At 45.8% G+C, this 21,798-nt stretch carries 18 protein-coding genes, 1 pseudogene and 1 riboswitch; of the genes and pseudogenes, 14 read left to right on the top strand and 5 right to left on the bottom strand.

What is annotated here, in order from left to right; all coding sequences use genetic code 11:
- Positions 1-109: 109 nt before the first annotated feature.
- A complete protein-coding gene (gene pflB / locus J1C91_RS09980; RefSeq protein ID WP_002896602.1) occupies positions 110-2,425 on the bottom strand; it encodes a formate C-acetyltransferase in 2,316 nt (771 codons plus the stop codon).
- Positions 2,426-2,794: 369 nt separating this feature from the next.
- Here pflB and dinB point away from each other — a divergent pair, with 369 nt between their 5' ends.
- From dinB to J1C91_RS09955, 5 genes are all read left to right on the top strand, one after another.
- A complete protein-coding gene (gene dinB, locus J1C91_RS09975; RefSeq protein ID WP_125438466.1) occupies positions 2,795-3,859 on the top strand; it encodes a DNA polymerase IV in 1,065 nt (354 codons plus the stop codon).
- Positions 3,860-4,070: 211 nt separating this feature from the next.
- Complete coding sequence (locus J1C91_RS09970; RefSeq protein ID WP_002910691.1) at positions 4,071-4,385, top strand: hypothetical protein; 315 nt, start codon at positions 4,071-4,073, stop codon at positions 4,383-4,385.
- Between the two features lie 329 nt (positions 4,386-4,714).
- On the top strand, positions 4,715-5,509 hold the full coding sequence (locus J1C91_RS09965; RefSeq protein ID WP_032912648.1) for a CPBP family intramembrane glutamic endopeptidase: 795 nt from the start codon (positions 4,715-4,717) through the stop codon (positions 5,507-5,509).
- 45 nt (positions 5,510-5,554) lie between these two features.
- Complete coding sequence (locus J1C91_RS09960; protein ID WP_125438463.1) at positions 5,555-6,301, top strand: CPBP family intramembrane glutamic endopeptidase; 747 nt, start codon at positions 5,555-5,557, stop codon at positions 6,299-6,301.
- A 75-nt stretch (positions 6,302-6,376) separates the two neighbouring features.
- On the top strand, positions 6,377-7,015 hold the full coding sequence (locus tag J1C91_RS09955; protein ID WP_002926785.1) for a TetR/AcrR family transcriptional regulator: 639 nt from the start codon (positions 6,377-6,379) through the stop codon (positions 7,013-7,015).
- A 52-nt stretch (positions 7,016-7,067) separates the two neighbouring features.
- On the opposite strand, the gene recD2 is transcribed toward J1C91_RS09955, so the two are convergent.
- From recD2 to rnhC, 3 genes are read right to left on the bottom strand one after another with little or no spacing between them, the layout of a single operon-like run.
- Entirely contained in the window at positions 7,068-9,434 is a 2,367-nt protein-coding gene (gene recD2 / locus J1C91_RS09950) for an SF1B family DNA helicase RecD2 (RefSeq protein ID WP_125438460.1), read from the bottom strand.
- Between the two features lie 59 nt (positions 9,435-9,493).
- Entirely contained in the window at positions 9,494-10,123 is a 630-nt protein-coding gene (gene lepB / locus J1C91_RS09945; protein WP_125438457.1) for a signal peptidase I, read from the bottom strand.
- A gap of 3 nt (positions 10,124-10,126) precedes the next feature.
- Positions 10,127-11,017 carry a ribonuclease HIII gene (gene rnhC / locus J1C91_RS09940; RefSeq protein WP_185761314.1) on the bottom strand — a complete coding sequence of 297 codons (891 nt, stop codon included), beginning with the start codon at positions 11,015-11,017 and terminating at the stop codon, positions 10,127-10,129.
- A 188-nt stretch (positions 11,018-11,205) separates the two neighbouring features.
- Here rnhC and J1C91_RS09935 point away from each other — a divergent pair, with 188 nt between their 5' ends.
- The 7 genes from J1C91_RS09935 (at position 11,206) to J1C91_RS09905 (ending at position 18,701) form a co-directional block, all read left to right on the top strand.
- Complete coding sequence (locus J1C91_RS09935) at positions 11,206-11,496, top strand: hypothetical protein (RefSeq protein WP_002919703.1); 291 nt, start codon at positions 11,206-11,208, stop codon at positions 11,494-11,496.
- A 10-nt stretch (positions 11,497-11,506) separates the two neighbouring features.
- On the top strand, positions 11,507-12,058 hold the full coding sequence (locus tag J1C91_RS09930; RefSeq protein ID WP_125438451.1) for a CvpA family protein: 552 nt from the start codon (positions 11,507-11,509) through the stop codon (positions 12,056-12,058).
- Positions 12,059-12,112: 54 nt separating this feature from the next.
- Positions 12,113-14,446, top strand: coding sequence for an endonuclease MutS2 (locus J1C91_RS09925; protein ID WP_002910683.1), 2,334 nt, complete (start codon positions 12,113-12,115; stop codon positions 14,444-14,446).
- A gap of 10 nt (positions 14,447-14,456) precedes the next feature.
- Positions 14,457-15,101, top strand: a complete 645-nt coding sequence (locus J1C91_RS09920; RefSeq protein ID WP_002910682.1) for a GNAT family N-acetyltransferase — start codon at positions 14,457-14,459, stop codon at positions 15,099-15,101.
- A gap of 100 nt (positions 15,102-15,201) precedes the next feature.
- Positions 15,202-16,620 carry a C69 family dipeptidase gene (locus J1C91_RS09915; protein WP_002910681.1) on the top strand — a complete coding sequence of 473 codons (1,419 nt, stop codon included), beginning with the start codon at positions 15,202-15,204 and terminating at the stop codon, positions 16,618-16,620.
- Between the two features lie 84 nt (positions 16,621-16,704).
- Positions 16,705-17,019 (top strand): thioredoxin, encoded by a 315-nt coding sequence (trxA, locus tag J1C91_RS09910; RefSeq protein WP_002898369.1) that lies wholly within the window; start codon positions 16,705-16,707, stop codon positions 17,017-17,019.
- A 166-nt stretch (positions 17,020-17,185) separates the two neighbouring features.
- Positions 17,186-17,278, top strand: a riboswitch (glycine riboswitch).
- Positions 17,279-17,363: 85 nt separating this feature from the next.
- Positions 17,364-18,701 carry an alanine/glycine:cation symporter family protein gene (locus J1C91_RS09905; RefSeq protein WP_002910680.1) on the top strand — a complete coding sequence of 446 codons (1,338 nt, stop codon included), beginning with the start codon at positions 17,364-17,366 and terminating at the stop codon, positions 18,699-18,701.
- Between the two features lie 65 nt (positions 18,702-18,766).
- On the opposite strand, the pseudogene sstT reads toward J1C91_RS09905, so the two are convergent.
- Positions 18,767-19,984, bottom strand: a pseudogene (sstT, locus tag J1C91_RS09900) (serine/threonine transporter SstT).
- A gap of 143 nt (positions 19,985-20,127) precedes the next feature.
- Between sstT and J1C91_RS09895 the strand changes: the two are divergent.
- Positions 20,128-20,991: a mechanosensitive ion channel family protein gene (locus J1C91_RS09895; RefSeq protein ID WP_002910677.1), complete on the top strand. Its 864-nt coding sequence runs from the start codon at positions 20,128-20,130 to the stop codon at positions 20,989-20,991.
- Positions 20,992-21,012: 21 nt separating this feature from the next.
- Positions 21,013-21,639, top strand: a complete 627-nt coding sequence (locus J1C91_RS09890; RefSeq protein ID WP_002910676.1) for a DUF4352 domain-containing protein — start codon at positions 21,013-21,015, stop codon at positions 21,637-21,639.
- The last annotated feature ends 159 nt before the right edge of the window (positions 21,640-21,798 follow it).

Genomic DNA, 21,798 nt, shown 5'->3' with positions numbered 1-21,798 from the left:
CTCTTAAAAATATCATCAAGTTGGCAGCCATTTGGACTCATAGATATAAAAAAGAAGATTGGAGATTTCCAATCTTCTTTCAAATGGTTTGTAAGTCCTTAGTCGTTTATTAGCTCAAAGCATCGTCCATAGAAAGTACTTCGTGGAAGACACGTTGAGTCAATTCAGTCTTTTGCTCTGGAGTCAAGTACTTAGTGTTTACACAGTAACCTGAGATACGAACGATAACATCTTCGCCAGACATAATCTTATCGTAAACATCCTTCAAGTCCATTACGTTCAAGTTAACGTGCTGACCACCGTTTTCGAAGTAGCCATCCAGGATAGTAACCAAGTTGTCTACTTGTTCGTCGTGAGTCTTACCAAGCGCACGAGGTGATACTTGAGTTGTCAATGAGATACCGTCAGCTGCGTAACTGAAGTCCAAGCTAGCAAGTGAGTTCAAGTTTTGCAACCAGCCACCTTTTGCCTTGTTAGATGGGTTAGCACCTGGTGAGAAGAATTCCAATTTAGACAAGTTTACGCTACCATCTTCGTTGAGGTACACTCCTTTATGGACTGGTGAGTTACCAGTTTGTTTAGAGTAAGCAACATTAGATGTGATAGTCAAGAGTGATACTGTTGCTTCAGCGTTCTTGTAAAGTTTGTGGCTGCGAAGACGAGTTGTGTAAGCTTCTACCAACCATTCAGCCAATTCGTTTGAGCGAGGATCATCTTCACCCCAACGTGGGTATTCTCCGATTGTTTCATAGTCGTAGATATAGCCGTTTTCGTCGCGGATTGGCTTAACAGTTGCATACTTGATAGCAGACAAGGTATCAACAGTGTTGGCAAATCCACAGATACCGAATCCCATGTTAGCGCGTTGGTAAGTTGGCAAGAAGGCCATTTGAACAGCTTCGTAGTTGTACTTGTCAGTCATGTAGTGGATGATGTTCAAGGCATCTACGTAAGTGTCAGTCAACCAGTCCAGAGATTTTTCAAAGTTCGCTTTAACAGATTCAAATTCAAGAACTTCGTCACGGATAGGCTCGATGTCAAATACCTTGTAGTCTTTATGAACATCATCGTAACCACCGTTGAGACCTGTCAGAAGGGCTTTCAGCACGTTTACACGGGCACCAAAGTATTGGATGTTGTGGCGTTGTTCTTCGTTTTCAGGGTCAAGTGGAGACACACAGCAAGAGATACAGCTCATTTCACCGTAGCCGTCTTTAGCCATTGTTGTTACACCTTCGTATTGGATAGAAGAGTGCTTGTGGCTCATGTGCATACAGTAGCGACGGAATGAGTATGGAAGCTTGTCAGTCCAGAGAACGGTCAAGTTTGGCTCTGGAGAGTTCCCAATGTTGTCAAGTGTGTTAAGGAAACGGTAGTCCATCTTTGTAACACGGTGACGGCCATCGTTCCCCATACCAGCCATAGAAGTAGTGATGAAGGTTGGGTCACCAGAGTAAAGTTGGTCGTAAGCTTTCGTACGAGCAAACTTCACTGTACGAAGTTTCATAACGAAATCATCAACAAATTCTTGGATTTCTGATTCAGTGTAAGTACCGCGAGCCAAGTCACGTTCTGCGTAGATGTCAAGAACGATAGGCACACGTCCGAGAGAAGTAGCAGCACCATTGATGACACGGCAGACAGCCATGAAGGCGATGTTAGTCCATTGGATAGCTTCTTTAACATCAAAGGCAGGACGGCGAACATCTACTCCGTAAAGGTCACCCAATTTTACAACTTCACCGAGTGCTTGGTATTGCAGGTTGATTTCTTCGCGCAGACGGATTGTTTCTTCGTCAATATCAGTCAAACCATTCCAGTCGCGAACTTTTTCAGCCATGAGGTAGTCAGCTCCATAAAGAGCAAGACGTGCGTAAACCCCGATGATACGTCCACGTGAGTAAGCATCTGGAAGACCAGTTACAGTGTGGGCGTGACGAGCACGGCGGATGTTAGAAGTGTAAGCACGGAAGATACCGTCATTTACTGTAGTAACATATTTAGTAAAGATTTCATGAACAGCAGGATCTGGTTCGTATCCATTTTCTTTCAAAGTAGTTTCAGCCATGCGGATACCGCCTTTTGGCATGAAGTTCAATTTGAAGAGTTCGTCGTTTTGGATACCGTAAATCAGTTCGTTGTCCTTGTCAATGTAACCTGCGTCAATATCAGCGATAGATGCTGGACGAGTGTCCATTGGGAAACGAGTTTCTTCGTAGTGAGCTTTTGTTTCTTCTACGATTTTCTTGATGTGGAGTGAGCGCTCAGTAGGACCTGCCAAGAAGCTTTCATCTCCATCATAAGGTGTGTAGTTAGCCTGAACGAAGCGAGAAACACTTGCTTTCTCTTTCCAGTCTTCACCTTTGAAGCCTTCCCAAGCTTTGTCAAAGATATCTTGAGCTTCAACAACTGTTTTTACAACCATTTGATTTTCCTCTTTATTCTAGCAACATAAACTGTTACATTTATAAGTAAAGTATATCATACGGTAATCGGTTTCACAAACCATTTTTGGCAGAAAGAAAGACTTTCTTTTATAATACAGAAAGTAAAAAGTCGCGGATGTGTACTATAGATTTGAAAAACATAACTCTTTTCAAATATTTTGGAAAAATGGGTAAAAAAGTTATAATAAAAGTAATTAAAATGTCATACAAAAATTACTGACTAAGAATCTCACGTTTAAAATACTTTTTACAAGAATGAAAAACTGTTTCAGATTTATTTGAGCAAAATGGGCTGACTTTGTGAAAGCCTGTAAGCTGAGATTGATGGCAGGAGAAAGGAGGAGAGCATGCTAATTTTTCCACTGATTAACGATACATCTCGGAAAATTATCCACATTGATATGGATGCTTTTTTTGCTTCAGTGGAAGAGCGGGATAATCCTAAGCTAAAGGGACATCCGGTCATTATCGGCAGCGATCCCCGCTTGACTGGCGGTCGTGGTGTCGTCTCTACCTGCAATTATGAGGCCAGAAAGTTCGGAGTTCATTCGGCTATGAGCTCCAAAGAAGCCTATGAGCGTTGCCCCCAGGGGATTTTTATCTCTGGGAATTACGAAAAATATCAGGCGGTCGGATTGCAGATCCGAGAAATTTTCAAACGCTATACGGACTTGATTGAGCCAATGAGCATCGACGAGGCTTATCTGGATGTAACGGAAAACAAGCTTGGGATTAAATCCGCAGTCAAAATAGCCAAGCTGATTCAGCATGATATCTGGAATGAACTCCATCTGACAGCTTCGGCAGGCGTTTCTTATAATAAGTTTCTGGCCAAGATTGCCAGTGACTATGAGAAGCCTCATGGTCTGACTGTTATTCTGCCTGAGGAAGCAGAGGCCTTTCTGGCGCCTATGGATATTGCCAAGTTTCATGGGGTTGGTAAGAAGAGCGTTGAAAAACTGCATGAAATGGGAGTTTATACTGGTGGAGATCTGCTCAAGATACCAGAAATGACCCTGATTGATAAGTTTGGTCGCTTTGGTTTTGATCTTTATCGTAAAGCGCGTGGTATCAGCAATAGTCCGGTCAAGTCCAATCGCATCCGTAAGTCGATTGGGAAGGAGCGGACCTATGCCAAACTGCTCTATAGTGAGGAGGATATTAAGAAAGAGATGACCCTGCTGGCTCAGAAGGTAGAAAATAGCTTGACTAAGCATGACAAGAAAGGACGAACTATCGTTCTGAAAATCCGTTATGCCGATTTCTCAACCTTGACTAAAAGAAAAAGTTTGGCTCTAGCCACTCAAGACAAGGAGCAAATCGAGCGAACTGCGCATGAGATATACGATAGCTTGGAAGAACAACCACGAGGTATCCGGCTGCTAGGACTGACAGTGACGGGGTTTGAATAAAGATAAAGGCTTGGTTCATTACCGGGCTTTTTTAGATATAGTTTTTAGTATGAGAGAGTTGCTTGTGACGAGTTTCTAAGTTGTCTGATAATTTTCATTGACTAAAAATAATCTTTTTTGAAAAAATACTGGACAAAGTTTTTTGTGTCTGTTATACTGAGTTTATAAAATAAAAACCGTCTGGTCGGTTTTTAAAAAGAAAGGAGCAGAAATGAAGAAATCTGTAGTAGAAAAAACAAGCGAGCACATCCTCAAGTTGAATCAGGAGATGGATCGGCAGCTGGAAGGTCAGAAAGAGTTTTTGCAGCAGCATGCAGAAAAGCTGAAAAAGATGTCACAGGGTGAGAATGGCATACGCTATTCTAAGTGGGGAGTCAAAGCTGGATATGCTGCCCTTGCTGGTGGCTTGCTGACTTCTGTCTTTAGCCCATGGCGAGGACTAGGTATTATGGCAGTAGGCGGTCTGAGCCTTGCCTCCAATCTCTGGCAAATTCGGCGATTGCAAAATAAAGAAAGGAGCAAGTAGCAGAGAGATGACCTGTTTTAAGCATCAGAGTCAGGACAACTTAGAAACTAAAAGCAGCAGGCAGCAGCTAGACGTTGTTGACATAGCTTTTAGCATCATTTAGTCTATCTTTGCTTTTTATTTTAGGCAAGGACTAAAAGACTATGTTTTCTATTTGGTGCAGGTCTTTATTTTTTATAATAAAACAAACCGAATGGTCGGATTTTAAAATCTGCGTTTCAAAACAGGAAATCATCTGAAAGACTGAGAGTAAAGGATGCCTTTGTCCAGTTTTCGGATGACTTTTCACTATTCTACATTTGATAAGGAGTAATCATATGAAAACACAAATGAAAACACAAACACATGTAGAGCCAGAGACAAGGCATATCCTGCCCTTTCTGGCCTGGACTTTTGGCATTACCTGGGGAGCCTGGCTGCTTCAGTATATTTTAACCGCCCTGAAGCTGACCAGCGGGGCTGAGCCTTTGGGCCTTGCTCTCAATTTCATCGGGGGCTTCGGACTGGCCTTGGGAACTTTTATCAGCCTCAAAATTTCTCATCCTAAGAAGATGCTGGACTTTATCTTTTCTCATGCTAAGGGCTGGTGGATTTATATGCTGGCCTTCTGTCTGGTTCGGGTTTTGACCCTTTTTATCGCCAATCCAGTCCTGCCGCCTCTGAATGCCGTTCTGATGTTTCCTCTGGGCTGGACCTTTGTCACGTTTGCTGGGGGCGGGAACGAAGAGCTGGGCTGGCGGGGCCTCCTGCAGCCGGCTTTGGAGAAAAAATTCTCCTTCCCTCTGGCAACTGTCATCACGGCTCTGGTCTGGGTGGCCTGGCATCTGCCCCTCTGGCTGATTCCGGGAACGAGTCAAAGTCAGATTTCTTTGCCCTTCTATCTCTCCTTTGGTATCTTGCTCTGTTTCTGTCAGGCGGTTCTCTACAAGCAGACGGCCTCTGTCTTTGCCTGCATGGTCTTTCACGGCTGCATTAACTTTGCTCAGGCGACGATTGTCGGCAGTGCTACAAATGGCGGAAGGTATCTCAGCTTCCAGGCTGCTAATCTGGTCATGACCGCCCTGCTGGTCGGCTGGTGGTATTGGAAGGGCAACCGGAAAGGAGTTCAGAAAGATGCAGGCTAAAAATCTTGGCAATCGCTCTTCTTCCAAAGAAAAAGGAGTAATCATATGAAAACACAAACACATGTAGAGCCAGAGACAAGGCATATCCTGCCCTTTCTGGCCTGGACCTTTGGTATCAGCTGGTCTGCCTGGCTGGCTTCGGCTTTCCTGAGGATTCCTATTATTTCCCAGGTCCTAACCATCGCTGGTGTTTTTGGCCCGGCCATTGGAGCCAAACTGGTCTTAGGAAAATCGTTCAAGGAGCTCTTGGCTTCTATCGGATCGGCCCGAAAAAGGACTTGGGTCCATCTCTTGATTTTTACAATTCTTTACACCCTTTCCATAGTCTTTTGGAGCCCGCTCCTGCCTGGTTTTAGCCCCCTCAGGATTGCTCTGCTTTTTCTCATGACGACTCTTCTGACAGGCGGCAATGAAGAGATTGGCTGGCAGGGCTTCCTGCAGCCGACTCTGGAAAAGCTTCTGCCCTTTCCCTTAGCAACTGTAACAACTGGGTTAATCTGGGCTGTCTGGCATCTGCCCCTCTTCTTTATGCCCGGCAGCAGTCAGGCAGGGACTTCTTTTCTAGCCTTTACTGCCGCCTGCCTGCTCGCCCGTTTCTGGCTGGCAGCCCTTTACAAGACCAGTCAGTCTGTCCTCTATTGTGTCCTCTTTCATGGGCTCATTAATACTATTGGCGAAGGCATCTTTGTAGGCAAGGGAACGAAAAATCCCCTCTTTTTCCTAGGCTATATCTTGATGGCGGCTTACAGTATCTATCTTTGGTATCAAAGGGATCAGCAAGACAAGGCTTAAAGATATTTTTATGGTTTTGTATTTCCCCGAATTTTTTGGTAGAATAAAGCTATATTAGAAACAAAGGGGAACAGAATGGCGCAGCGAAAAGACAAATCCCAGGCCATGAGAGAAAAAATTTTAAATACAGCAACCCAGCTCTTTATCCAAAAGGGGTCCGAAAAGACCAGTATGCAGGATATTGCTCAGACGGCGGGCATCTCCAAGGGGGCTATCTATCATCATTTCAAGTCAAAAGATGAGATTGTCTTTGCGGTGATGAGGAGCCGGCAGGAGCTGATGGAAGAAGAGATGAAGCAGTGGCTCAAGGATACGGAAAATCTGACTGGCAGAGAGCAACTGCAGACCATCCTCAAGTCTAATCTGGGAAGTCAGACAGCCCGGGCCATAGATGGCATTTTGGGTGAGTATGAGAAGGACGCGGGCTTTATTTTGACCATGATGCGGGACAATCTGCGGATAGGCGCCTCTGTGGTCAGTGACATTATCAAAAAAGGGATGGCAGATGGCTCCCTTCAGACCGAGTATCCGGACCAGGCTGCAGAAGTTTTTCTGCTGCTGGTGAATTTTTGGATGCATGGGGCCGTTTTTGAAAGCGATCCTGAAAAACTGCCAGAACGCTTCCATTTTCTGCAGTTTATGATGACCTCGGTCGGCATGGATATCTTTGATGATGAGCTCTTGCAGCTCTTTAGCCAGAAAAATAAGCATTAAAAAAGGCGATAGGACAGAACTAAAAAATTTAATTCTGTCCCAGCCTTTTTATTTATGTGCTGAATATACTGTGGATATCTTCCTCGGTCAGGCCGATTAGGGGGTCGATTTTCAGGAAGTTTTCCTCAGTCAGGACATAGTTTTCCACAGGTGCTTTCATTTTATCCACAGGATTGTGGATATTGCTTTCGGCTTGCGGGAGGTCTCCAAAGCGCTCGATGAGATAGGTTTTACGGGCGGTGCCAGTGTTTTTTGCTGCATAGTCAAAGGCTACTTTTTCCCCAAGTAAGATCAACTTGCTCTTGGCGCGGGTGATAGCGGTGTAGATGAGGTTGCGCTGCAGCATCCGGTGACTGCTCTTGGTGATGGGCAAGATAACCACCGGAAATTCACTGCCCTGAGACTTGTGGATACTCATGGCGTAGGCCAGGCGGATCTTGTACCATTCGCTGCGCGGGTAGATGATTTCATTGCCGTCAAAGTTGATGGTCAGCTCGTCCTGCTTGGAGTCAGTGTACTTAGCAGGCAGCAGGTCGCTGATATAGCCTAAGTCACCGTTAAAGACATTGCTTTCAGCATCATTGACCAAGTGAATAACCCTGTCTCCTTGGCGATACTGACAGTCGGGAGTTTCAAAGGTCAATTCATCTTTCTCGACAGGATTGATGAGATTTTGCATGAGATTGTTAATCTGGTCGATACCGGCTGGCCCCCGATACATAGGTGCTAATACCTGAACATCTTGAGCTGGGATACCGCTGCGAATGGCAGCGCTAGCGATTTTTTCAATCATAGGTGGGATATGCTCATTTCTAGCTTCAAAATATGAGCGGTCCGCTTTTTTGTCTGTAAAATCTGCTGGTAGAATGCCCTTCTGAATCTGGCTGGCCAGTGTGACGATTGTGGACTCTTCGCTCTGCCGATAGATGGTTTCCAGCTTAGTCTGTGGAATAGTTGGTATCTGCAGCAAGTCCGCCAGTACCTGACCTGGACTGACAGAGGGCAGCTGGTCCGCATCTCCGACAATCAAGAGCTTGGTCTGAGAGGAGATATTGCTGAGCAGCTGATTAGCCAGCCAAGTGTCCACCATGGAAAATTCATCCACAATGATAAAATCAGCATCCAGATAATCATCCAAATGACTGGTATCATCATCGCCAGTCATTCCCAAATGGCGGTGGATAGTGGCGCTAGGAAGACCAGTCAATTCGTTCATGCGCCGAGCAGCACGTCCAGTGGGAGCCGCTAGCAGAATAGGCAGATCATTGACCTTTCGCAGATCCAAACCGCGAAGCTGGGCGTAGACTGCGATGATACAGTTGATAACGGTAGTTTTTCCAGTACCCGGTCCGCCGGTTAGGATAAAGACCTTTTGATTGATAGCCTGACGGATGGCTTCTTTTTGGATACTGTCATAGGAGATGCCGGAGCTTTCCTCCACTTGCTGGATAGCTGTAGTAATCTTATCTGGATCGAAAGAATCTTGCTCTCCTTTTTCCAGCAGACGGACTAGATTACTCCTTATTCCTTCTTCAGCAAAGAAGAGGCTGTTTTCAAAGATTTTAGTATCGACATTCTGGACCTTATCTTCCTCAATCAGATGGGCCAGCTCATCAGCGACTAGACTAGGATCCAGCTCCACTTGACGTGAGCTTTCTAAGAGTTCGATGGTATGCTCTAGTAAATCACGAGCTTCGACATAGGTATCTCCCCGCTCCATGGACTGGGTCAGCAAGGTGTGGATAAGGCCAGCCCGAAAACGCTCAGGGGCATCACTTTCGATGCCCAGTTCTTTTGCCAGATGGTCAGCGATTTTAAAGCCGATTCCCTGAATATCCTCTACCAGCTGATAGGGATATTTTTCGACAATATCCAGCGTTTCTTCCTTGTAGGTATCCTGGATTTGAAAAGCCAGCTTATTGGGAATGCCGTAGGCTGCTAGCTTGGCCAGTACCATCTCAGTTCCGTAGTTGAGTCTGAGCTTGGCGACAAAGACCTCGCGGTTCTTAGCTGCTAAGCCGTTTATCTGAGTCAGCTTTTCCGGCTCTGCTAAAATCTTGTCAATGGTGTCTTCGGTATCTTCTCCGTAGAGTTGGACGATTTTTTGAGCAGTCTTGACCCCGATGCCCTTGAAATGGTCACTGGAGAAGTATTTTACTAGGCCTTTACTGCTGGGTTTGGCTCGCTCATAGCGGGAGATTTTCAGCTGTTGGCCATATTTGGGGTGCTGGACAAGACTGCCCCAGAAGCTGTAGTCTTCGCCTTCCATGACATCTGCCATGGAGCCGGTGACAATGATTTCAAAATCTTCAAAATCCTCGGCATCCGTATCCTCAATATCTAAGAGCAGAATACGGAAAAAGTTGCTGGGATTTTCAAAAATAATCCGTTCAATCGTTCCTGAAAAGTAAAATTCCATAGTTTATAGGTTCTTCTTTTAAAACGAACTCAGCTGACGTTCAACTGAGTTCGGTATGCTTAATAGGTCTTAAAAGGAAGCAGTGGCCAGAAGCGGAACTTGGCTTCGCCCTGGATTTGTTCTTTTTGGAAGGTACCGACTTGGCGACTATCCTTGGAAACAATCCGGTCGTCACCCAGAAGTAGGTATTCATCATCCAGAAGCTTGATGGTGAAGACAGGGCTGCCTTCACTATCAACAGTGAAAGCTTGAGCCTGGGCAGCGAGTTTTCTGAAAAACTCACCATTGTCATCATAATCATCCCCAGTATAAGTGGATTGGAGCTTGTCTTCTTTGAATTTTTTGATGTAGTCTGTCAGGTAAGGCTCGTCTGTTTTTTTACCGTTGATGTAAAGAGTATCATTTTCATACTGAATAGTATCACCCGGCATACCGATAACCCGCTTGACAATCTCCTTGGTCGTTCCGTCTTTATCTGTTTCAGTGGCGACAACGATATCAAAGCGGTCAATAGACTGATATTTAAGCACAAGCAGGTATTCCCCATTGGCCAGCGTAGGGTCCATAGAGTGGCCATCTACCTTTACAGGGGACCAGAGATAGAGCCGTGATAGGATAATGATAGAGATAAAGATGATAAAGAGCCCCCATTCTTTGAGAATGACAACGGCAGTATTTGATTTTTTCATAGGTTACCTTTCTAGAAGTTTTTGTGCTTTTTCAGTATTTTTAAAGTGGAGTTTAGCAGAATGCTGCAGGCCGGCCATTCCATAGGCTTGAAGAATCTGGCTGGCAACATGATCGCTCTTGCTTCCGGCTCCGCTAGGCAGGGTATAGCCTAACTCTTGACTGAGATTTTCTAGATTTTCCAGAAAGAGATCTCTAGCAATAATAGAGCTGACCGCAACAGCTAGGAACTTTCCTTCAGCCTTTTCAATCAGACTTATTGGATTTGGAAAATGATTTTTTTCCTGCTTTAGGTATTTATTGTAGTTTTGCTGGCTGGTAAATGCATCGATGACGATTTTTTCGGGATTGATGCCTTTCTGCAGCAGTAGGTAGATAGCTTGATTATGTAAGGCTACCTTGACAGAGACGGCGTTGTAGCCAGAAGCGATGACTTCGTTGTACTTCTCTGGCGATAGGAGCAGAGCTTGATGAGCAATCTTTTCTTTCAAGACCGTCGCTAGTTGGCGAATCTTGCTATCGTTCAAGGTTTTAGAATCACCAACGCCCAGTTTTCTCAGAAAGTCGTGCTGGTTTGGAGTGACAAAAGAAGCTACGACGGCTAGACCTCCAAAGTAGGAGCCGTTGCCGACCTCATCTGTCCCAATGAGGGCAAAATTCTGAGAAGCAGGACTAGAACTGGATTTGTCTGCTTGATGGCCAAAAAAGCCAGCGTAGTGAGCAGCCTTTGCCCCTTGAAAGAGAACTTTTCCGGAGCTAAAGACACTGACCGTCGCCTGATCCAGCCGGAAGAAATATTGAATATGCGGGTTCTTGCTGGGAGCCAGCTGGCTCTGATATTTCTCAACAAAAGCCTGAATTTCTTGCTGTTTGGGACTGAGGGTGATAGTTTCCATACCCCCTATTGTACCATAAAAAGGAAAAGTCGAAAGCCATAAGATTGAAAATCCTACAAAAATTTTGTAGGAGAGCACCGCTGTTTACAATGTCAAAAAAGATGAAAAAGAAAGTCCCTGTCTAGTTCCAAGTGTTTTAATAACTGACAAAGGGCTTCTTTTTTGATATAATACAATGAGGTGATTTTATGGCAAATTTGAATCGATATAAATTTACATTTGGAAACAAGACCTTAACTCTAACAACAGAACACGATAATCTCTTTATGGAAGAAGTGGAACGGGTAGCAAAGGAAAAATACAAGGCTATCAAAGAGCAGATGCCTGCGGCAGATGATGAAGTTCTGGCGATTTTGCTGGCGGTCAATAGTCTATCTACCCAGCTCAGCCGCGAGATTGAGTTTGACGACAAGGAAAAAGAACTAGAAGATTTTCGTCACAAAATGCTCAGTGAGCTGAGAGAAAAGTCGGGTAAATAGAGGAGAAATAATGTTTTCTATTATTATTTTACTAATATTGGCCTGGAGCTTTTATATTGGCTACTCGCGTGGTATTGTTCTGCAGGGCTATTATGCTGCTGCAACCATGGTTTCTATGCTGGTGGCTGGATCTTTTTATAAGAGCTTGGCTAAGTTTATCAGCCTTTGGGTACCTTATGCCAGCGCAATTCAGGGCTCTTCGACCTACTTTTTCCCTAGCTCCCAGCTTTTTCAGTTGGACCAGGTTTTTTATGCTGGTTTGGCCTATCTCATTATCTTTACGGCTGTCTACATCCTTGGGCGCTTTTTCGGGATTTTTGCGAATCTGATTCCCTACCCCAATAAGCTGGATACCAAATGGTACAATGTGACCAGCGGAGCCATCGCTGTTTGCATCTCTATTTTTGTTTTGGGAATGTGCCTGACTATTTTAGCGACGGTGCCGATGGAGATGGTTCAGGAGCGGCTCAACAGCAGCTTCATGATTCGCTTTATTGTCAAGTATACCCCTATCACATCCAATATCCTCAAAGATCTCTGGGTGAATCAAGTTATCGGATAAAAGACGACTCAGTTGGCCTGCTAGCTGAGTTCTTTTTTACTAGAAAAGAAAGTTATGAACACAAAAATTTTAGAAACCTTAGAATTTAGCAAGATTAAAGAACTTTTTGCTCCCTATCTTTTGACTGAGCAGGGGCAGCTGGAGCTGGGTCTGCTTTTGCCTACCAGCAAGAAGGAGACGGTGGCCTCAGCTTTTCTGGAAATGACAGATATGCAGCAGATTTTTGTGCAGCATCCCCACTTTAGTCTGGCTGCGACTCAGGATATCACTGCCTTGACCAAGCGCTTGGAGCTGGAAAGCGACTTGAATATTGAGGAGTTTTTAGCCCTCAAGCGCGTCTTGGCTGTGACTCAGGAGCTGGAGTCCTTTTATGAGGACTTGGAAAATGTGCACTTGGAAAAGCTGGACCGTCTGTTTGAGAATCTAGCTGTTTTCCCTAAGCTACAAGGAAGTCTGCAGGCTGTGAATGATGGCGGATTTATCGAAAGTTTTGCCAGCGAAAGTTTGAGCCGCATCCGCCGAAAAATTCAAGAAAATGAAAACCAGGTGCGGGAAATCCTGCAGGAGATTCTCAAAAACAAGGGAGAGATGCTGGCGGATCAGGTAGTGGCCAGTCGGAATGGCCGCAATGTGCTACCTGTGAAAAATACCTATCGTAACCGCATTTCTGGTGTGGTTCACGATATTTCAGCCAGCGGCAATACCGTCTATATCGAGCCTAGAGCAGTTGTCAATCTCAACGAAGAAATCGCCAGCAGTCGGGCGGATGAACGATATGAAATTCAGCGGATTTTGCAGGAATTATCAGACCTATTCCGTCCCCATGCAGCTGAAATTGCCAACAATGCTTGGATTATCGGACATCTGGATCTGGTGCGTGCCAAGGTCCGCTTCATGCAAGAGACGGGAGCGGTGGTGCCAGACCTGTCAGAAGAGCAGGATATCCAACTGCTCAGTGTTCGTCATCCCCTGATTGAAAATGCAGTGGCTAATGATTTGCATTTCGGGCCAGACTTGACAGAGATTGTTATTACCGGACCTAATACGGGTGGTAAGACCATCATGCTGAAGACCTTGGGTTTGGCTCAGATCATGGCCCAGTCAGGTCTGCCGATTCTGGCGGACAAGGGGAGTCGCGTCGGGATTTTTAGTCAGATTTTTGCAGACATTGGTGATGAGCAGTCCATTGAGCAGAGTTTGTCGACTTTCTCCAGTCACATGACTAATATCGTCTCTATTTTAGAGCAGGTTGATAGCGAGAGTCTGGTTCTGCTGGATGAGCTGGGAGCTGGAACTGATCCGCAAGAGGGTGCAGCTCTGGCTATTGCTATCTTGGAAGATTTGCGGCTAAGGCAGATTAAAACAATGGCGACGACCCACTATCCTGAGCTCAAAGCCTATGGGATTGAGACGGACTGGGTGGAAAATGCCAGCATGGAGTTTGATACAGATAGTTTAAGGCCGACCTATCGCTTTATGCAGGGAGTGCCTGGACGATCCAATGCCTTTGAAATCGCTCGGCGTTTGGGCTTGGCGGAAGTTATCGTTGGTCATGCCCAAGAGCAGACTGACACAGACAGCGATGTCAATCGGATCATTGAGCGCCTAGAGGAACAGACGCTGGAAAGCCGCAAGCGCTTGGATAATATCCGCGAGGTTGAGCAGGAAAATCTCAAATTTAACCGAGCCCTCAAAAAGCTATATAATGAGTTTAACCGAGAAAAGGAAACCGAGCTCAATAAGGCGCGGGTGGAAGCCCAGGAAATCGTTGATTTGGCTTTGTCAGAGAGTGAGAGCATTCTCAAAAATCTCCATGATAAGTCCAGTCTCAAACCGCATGAGATTATTGAAGCCAAGACTCAGCTTAAAAAGTTGGCACCAGAAACGGTTGATTTATCAAAGAATAAGGTGCTCAAGCAGGCCAAGAAAAATCGGGCGCCCAAGGTGGGAGATGATATCCTAGTCACCAGCTATGGTCAGCGGGGAACCTTGGTCAAGCAGCTCAAGGACGGCCGTTGGGAAGCTCAGGTCGGTCTTATCAAGATGACTCTAGAAGAGCAAGAATTCAACTTACTCAAGGCTGAAAAGGAGCAGCAACCTAAGCGCAAGCAGGTCAATGTGGTCAAGCGGGCCAATACTGCTGGACCGAAAGCCAGACTGGATCTGCGTGGCAAACGCTATGAAGAGGCTATGGAAGAGCTTGATGCCTTTATCGATCAGGCCCTCCTCAATAACATGGCTCAGGTGGATATTATCCACGGTATCGGGACCGGGGTCATCCGTGAAGGGGTGACAAAATACCTCCGCCGCAACAAGCACGTCAAGTCCTTTGGCTATGCTCCGCAAAATGCTGGCGGCAGCGGTGCAACGATTGTGATCTTTAAGTAAGAGGCCAGAAATGAAAATACAAACCTATGATTCGACTTATGAGAAAAGTTGGGTTTATACAAAGGCTTTGAGTTATCTCTTTTCGCCTTTCTTTGATGATATGAGCCGTCGCAAGGATGAGTTTACTGAAGAGCCTTACCAAGATTCGGTTGAGCTTATAGCAGTGGAAGATGATCAGGTTGTGGGGCTTCTAGATATTGGGATTTACACCGAAGAATCAAGTCGTTCTTATGCATATTATCCGGGAGAAAAGATAGCTTACTTCGCTAATCTGGCTGTCCATCCTGATTTTCAGAATCAAGGGATAGCCAGTCAACTCTTTCAAACTGCTCGAGAGCAGCTGCATGAAAAGAAAGTTGAGGCCTTGATCATCTTCACCCGAGATGGAGAACAAGCAAATCATCTCTATCAGAAGTGGGGCGGCAAGCTGATTTGTCAAGATTATTTAGTTGTCGGGCGACCCAAAGGTCAAATACCGTTTTCTTTCAGCGTTGATACTAAGCAGCAGACAATCTGTCTGACAGATAAGTCAGGAAATTCCTTAGGCTATTATCAAAGAGAAGGGCATTATATTGTCTCAAGGAAAGAAGATTTAGAGCATTTTGATATTGATGAGCTTTACAAAGAGCATACCTATGTCTTGAAAATTGAATAGGGCATTGGAAGTTTCAGCGAAGAGATAACAGCAGGTTCTTTTATGAGGGCCTGCTTTTTGCTATAATGTAAGCAGCATAAAGTGTTTCGGAGGGAAAGTAATGAGAATAAAACATGCATCAGATTCTTGCACGACTATTTTGGTAGGCAAGAAGGCCAGTTACGACGGTTCAACCATTGTGGCTCGTACAGAGGATTCACAAAATGGGGTTTTTACGCCCAAGAAATTTGTCGTAGTGGAGCCACAAGACCAGCCCCGCCATTATCAGTCTGTTTTGACGTCTTTTGAGATGGATTTGCCGGACAATCCAGTCCGCTATACGGCAGTGCCAGATGCAGTTCCTAAAGATGGAATTTGGGGAGCAGCCGGGATTAACAGCTACAATGTTGCTGTCAGCGCAACGGAAACGATTACAACTAATAGCCGCGTGCTGGGGGCTGACCCTCTAGTAGAATCAGGTATCAGCGAGGAAGATATCCTTACGCTGGTTCTGCCCTATATCAAAACAGCTCGCGAAGGGGTTCTACGCTTAGGGAAAATCCTAGAGGAGTACGGCACTTATGAGTCCAATGGGATTGCTATCTCAGATGTTAATGAAATCTGGTGGCTGGAAACCATTGGCGGCCACCATTGGATGGCGCGGCGCGTGCCGGATGACGCCTATGTGACCAATCCCAATCAGCTGGGCAGTGATTATTTTGAATTTGACAATCCTGAGCACTTCCTCTGTCATCCAAATCTCAAAAACTTTATCGAGGAAAACCATCTCAATCTGAATTACTCGGATGAGGGCTTCAATCCGCGCTATGCTTTTGGCAGTCAGAAGGATAAGGACCGCCATTACAATACACCGCGAGCTTGGGATATCCAGCGTTTTCTCAATCCAGAAACGGAGCAAGATCCAAGAAGTTTCTTCATTCCTTGGTGTCGTAAGCCTTACCGAAAGATCACGATCGAAGATGTCAAGTATGTCCTGAGCAGTCACTATCAGGATTCGCCTTATGATCCTTACGGAGCAGAGGGGGACCACCACAGCAGACGGGCCTTTCGGACTATTGGGATCAATCGGACCAGTCAGACAGCCATCTTGCAGCTGCGCCCTAATCAACCGCAGGAAACGACTGGGATCCAGTGGCTATCCTACGGCTCCATGCCTTACAATACAGCCGTTCCTTTCTTTACTCAAGTCTCAACAACGCCAGCCTACTTTGCCAATACTACGGACAAGGTTTCGACAGATTCCTTCTACTGGGCCAATCGACTGATTGCTGGGTTGGCTGACGCTCATTTTAGCAGTCATGTCGGAGACTTGGATGATTATCAGGAAAAGACCATGGCCTGGGGTCATGAGATGATCGGTCGGGTAGACCGAGCTCTGGCCAAGGGCGAGGATGTGGACTTTGAAGCTGAAAATCAAGCCATGAGCGATAAGGTGCAAGAAGCGACAGACCAGCTCTTGGAGAAAGTTCTCTTGGATGCCAGCAATCTCATGACCAACCATTTCTCACTGAGTGACTAAGAACCTACCCGTAGCAAATATTTTTCTTTCTCCTACTTTTGTTGTAAAATGTTATCAAAAGTAAGTTATTAAAGGAGAAGATTTATGGTAGCAGCAGTTACAGATGCAACATTCGCAGAAGAAACAAAAGACGGACTGGTTCTGATTGACTTTTGGGCAACTTGGTGCGGTCCATGCCGTATGCAGGCGCCTATCTTGGAGCAGTTGGCAGGAGAAGTTCATGAGGACGAACTGAAAATCCTTAAAATGGATGTGGATGAAAATCCAAATACTGCCCGTGAATTTGGTATTATGTCCATTCCGACCCTTCTGTTCAAGAAAGACGGTCAAGTCGTTAAGCAAGTCGCAGGTGTTCACACCAAAGACCAGCTCAAGGCTATTATTGCCGAATTAAGCTAAGTAAGAAGCCTCTGGGCTTCTTTTTTGCATCAAAAAACGTTTACATACTCAAAAATTTTCACAAAATATTGACAAAAGGCGAATGTTCTTTTAGAATAATAGAAAATTAATAATCAACACCGAACGAAGTTTTTCAGAAAGAGGCGGGGGCCTCTGACTGTGAAATGGACGGAACTCTGGAGAGACCATGAATGGCACCGAAGGGGCAAGGCGGTTTAGAACCGCTCAAACTCTCAGGTAAAAGGACAGAGCGAAGAGGCAGGGATTTCCCTACTCCAGCACATCCAGAGTACATGTTTTGCATGTGCTCTTTCTTTTTTTCGGTGTGAAAAGGAGCTTATATCATGTTGGAAATATTGAATCGTCTAGATTCTTTTGTTTGGGGTCCGCCCCTGCTCATTTTGCTGGTTGGTACCGGTATCTATCTCAGTTTACGTCTAGGTTTGCTGCAGATTTTTCGTCTTCCGCGTGCCTTTCGGCTAATCTTTGTATCAGACGAGGAGCATCAGGGCGATGTCTCTAGCTTTGCGGCTCTCTGTACAGCTCTAGCTGCGACTGTGGGAACGGGAAATATCATCGGAGTGGCAACTGCCATTAAAACCGGTGGACCAGGCGCCCTCTTCTGGATGTGGGTGGCTGCTTTCTTTGGAATGGCGACGAAGTATGCCGAGGGCCTCTTAGCTATCAAGTACCGCCGCAAGGATGCTCATGGTGCTATGGCGGGCGGTCCCATGCACTATATCTTACTAGGGATGGGCGATAAGTGGCGCCCGCTGGCTATCTTTTTTGCGATAGCTGGTATCTTGGTGGCTCTCTTGGGGATTGGGACCTTTACGCAGGTCAATTCCATCACAGAGGCTATGCAGAATACCATTCAGCTGCCTCCAGCTGTGACAGCTTCTATCTTGGCTATTTTGGTGGCTCTGGTTATTTTCAGCGGCATCCAGTCTATCGCTCGAGTGTCGACCAAGGTTGTGCCCTTTATGGCAGCTATTTATATCTTGGGGACTGTGACTGTCTTAGCGGTCAATCTCGATCGATTGCTGCCCACACTCCAGCTGGTCTTTAGCTCAGCTTTTAGTCAGACGGCTGCTGTCGGTGGCTTTGCCGGTGCGACCATCCAGATGGCAATTCAAAACGGGGTCGCGCGTGGAGTTTTCTCCAATGAATCTGGCTTGGGATCAGCACCCATTGCAGCGGCGGCAGCTCGGACTAAGGAACCGGTAGAACAAGGCTTGATTTCTATGACCGGAACATTTATCGACACTCTGATTATCTGTAGTTTGACAGGATTGACGATTTTAATCACAGGAGTCTGGGATGGCAATCTCAATGGTGTGTCCCTGACCCAGGCAGCCTTTGCGAGTGTTTTTGCTAATTTTGGTCCGGTCCTGCTTTCAGTCTTTCTAGTTCTGTTTGCCTTTACGACTATTTTAGGTTGGAACTACTATGGTGAGCGCTGTTTTGAATTTCTCTTTGGGGTTCGCTATATCCGCGTTTATCGTCTGCTCTTTGTCCTGATGATTGTACTCGGTGGCTTTGTGGGTCTAGAGGCGGTATGGATTCTTGCAGATATTGTCAATGCTCTCATGGCCTTGCCAAACTTAATCGCTCTTCTGGTGCTTTCTCCTATTGTCATCAGTGAAACGAAGAAATACTTTGACAAGCATCGAAAGAACTAATTTTCGTACAGAAAAAAGCCTCTAGCTTTCCGTAATGGTGGAAGTCTAGAGGTTTTTTGTTGAAATTAATAGCGTTTTTCTTTTGGCCAGCTGCTCATCTCGGCCACAGCTGTAAAGAGAACGTCAGTAGAAGAGTTGAGGGCTGTCTCGCAGGAGTCCTGAATGACACCGATGACAAAGCCAACGCTGACTACCTGCATGGCCAAATCATTGGAAATTCCAAAGAGGCTGCAGGCGACTGGAATGAGCAGGAGAGAACCGCCAGCTACGCTGGAAGCCCCGCAGGCAGAAATTGCCGCTACAATACTGAGAACTAGAGCTGTGCCAAAGTCAACCCGGATACCCAGCGTGTTGACAGCAGCTAAAGTCAAGGTATTGATAGTGATGGCAGCCCCTGCCATATTGCTAGTGGCTCCTAGTGGAATAGAGACTGAGTAGGTCTCTGGATTGAGCCCCAGATCCCGACAGAGTTTCATGTTGACGGGGATGTTAGCCGCTGAACTGCGCGTGAAAAAGGCAGTCACACCACTGACTCGCAAGCAGTGCCAGACCAAGGGATAGGGATTTTTCCGTAGCATGATGAAGCTAATCAAAGGATTGATAATCAGAACCACAATCAGCATGCTGGCTATCAAGACCAGCAGCAGGATGCCATAGCTTTTTAGAGCCTGGAAGCCCTTGCCGGAAATGGTTGTGTAGACCAGGCCTAAAATACCCAGAGGGGCTAGATTGATAATCCACTCGACAATCTTAGAAGTGATATCTGCCAAGGTCTGCAGCAGTTCCTTGCTGTGGTGGCTAGCTTCTCGCATGGCAATTCCAAAGATGACAGCCCAGGACAGGATACCAATGTAGTTAGCGGTGATGAGGGCGTTGACGGGATTGTCCACCAGCTGAAGCAGAAGATTGCTGAGGACTTGTCCGATTCCATCTGGCGGAGAAACCTTTTGGGAGGACGAAGCCAACTCTATACTAATGGGAAAGAAGAAGTTGACTAGGACCGCTACCAAGGCCGCCGCAAAGGTTCCCAGGAGGTAGAGCAAGATGACTGTCTTCATATTGCTCTTTTGCCCTTTCTGCTGTTGAGACAGGGCGTTTGCCACCAGAGCGAAGACTAGGAGCGGAGCAATGGCCTTGAGGCCGCCAACGAAGATTTAGCCCAGAAGTCCGATGGCCTGTGCTTGGGGGAAGATGATAGCCAGCAGGACAACAATGCCAATACCGATGGAAATCTGCTTGATTAGATTGGTTTTATTCCAAATAGTGATGAAGCGATGGACCATGTATGTTCCTTTCTTGTCTTAGATACTTATTTTATTATACGATAGAAAGGGGGTGAAAGCAATGCTAGGTCGTGCTAACCATTCTATGTCCGCGCTGATTGGTCTTTGTGGTATAATGGTAGTAATCTTTTTGGAGGTAGCCTATGTCTAAGACCGGAAATGTCTTTTCCCGCTATATCCAGCAGTTTGACTGGAGCAAGATTGCAGATGACCTTTTTTCCAAGCTGGTCTCTTTACTTCTGCTTTTTATCTTATTTTACATCGTTAAGAAAATCCTGCATTTGTCAGTGACCAAGATCATTGCCCCCTCTCTCAAGCTATCCAAGCAGGATGTAGCCAGACAGAAAACTATTACCCGTCTGATTGAGAATCTGCTTAATTATGTCTTGTATTTCCTCTTGATTTACTGGGTTTTATCCATCTTGGGTCTGCCAGTTTCCAGCCTTTTAGCTGGTGCCGGAATTGCTGGTGTAGCTATTGGGATGGGGGCTCAGGGCTTCCTGTCGGATCTGGTCAATGGTTTCTTTATTCTTCTCGAGCGCCAGTTAGATGTTGGTGACAATGTTCGCCTGACTAACGGCTCTATCAACATCGCTGGAACGGTGATCAGTGTAGGGATTCGGACGACGCAGGTACGGGACGCGGACGGAACGCTTCATTTTGTGCCCAACCGCAATATCATGGTCGTCAGCAATTTGTCTCGAGGAGATATGCGTGTTCTGATTGACATTCCGCTTTATGCCCAGACAGATTTGGACGAGATTTACCGCATTATTTCCAAGGTCAATGAAGAAGCAGTGCCAGAACATCCAGAGATTCTCAAGGAACCGGATGTCTTGGGGCCGCAGATGGCTTCAAATGGCCAGTTCAACTTCCGGATCAGCATGATCGTACAAGGTGGCATGCAGGTTTCCATTTACCATATCTTCTACCGCCTATACCATGAAGCGCTTTTGCGAGAGGGGGTTGAACTTCCGACGCTTGGGCCTCTTACAAAAGGCAAGTAATTATTGATTAGAAAGGTCCATATGAATCAGCGAATTCAGCAGGAAATTGTCAGTGAGGACAATCGTGTTTACCGTTTAAAACGTCCTCTCCACAAGCAGGGGCTCTTTTGGGCAGCTCTGGTGTCTGGTATTATCATCTTTCTTCTGGCCTTGCTCAGCATTCTCCTCGTCATCACTACGATTGGCCTTATGGAGGAAAATGACCATCTCAAGTCTCTCACAGGCTACCATAACTCGCCTTTAGAGACCTATTCCAGCCATGCTTTTGAGAAAACAGTTGAATTTTCCAGTGGACTCAAGGTGACCGTTCATTCGGCAGTAGAAGACAGCAAGAAAGTCATGAGCGATGAGTCGACAGGTGTAGCTGTCGTTGCGACAATCACGGTTGAAAACACTTCTAAAAAGCCCATTCTGGTCAGTCCTTATGATTTTGGACTATATGACAAGAAGGAAAATGTCTATATTTTGGACGGCTCAACCTTTGACAATACACAAATCGGCACCAATCTGGCACCAGGCAAGTCCATCCGCTTTGACTTGGTATTTGACGGGGAAGGCGGCGATGAGGATACCTATACCGTGACCTACGAAAATGCTAAGTGGCAAAAGGAGAAAAACAAGACAAAGCAAGAGAAAAAGAAGGAGTAATAGGGAAAATTATCCTATTACTCTAATGTCTTTGCTATTTTCCGCACCCAGATTTGAAAATGGAGGCAGCAAATTGAATAGATAAAAGAAGATTTGAGGCAAAAGTTTCAAATCTTTTTCTTGACTCTGACCTTAGAGGAGGGTGTATACTGGTGGAAA

It is taken from the genome of Streptococcus sanguinis, from assembly GCF_050222175.1.
Taxonomy (GTDB): Bacteria; Bacillota; Bacilli; order Lactobacillales; family Streptococcaceae; genus Streptococcus; species Streptococcus sanguinis_M.
This window is presented reverse-complemented; position numbering and strand designations above follow the sequence as displayed.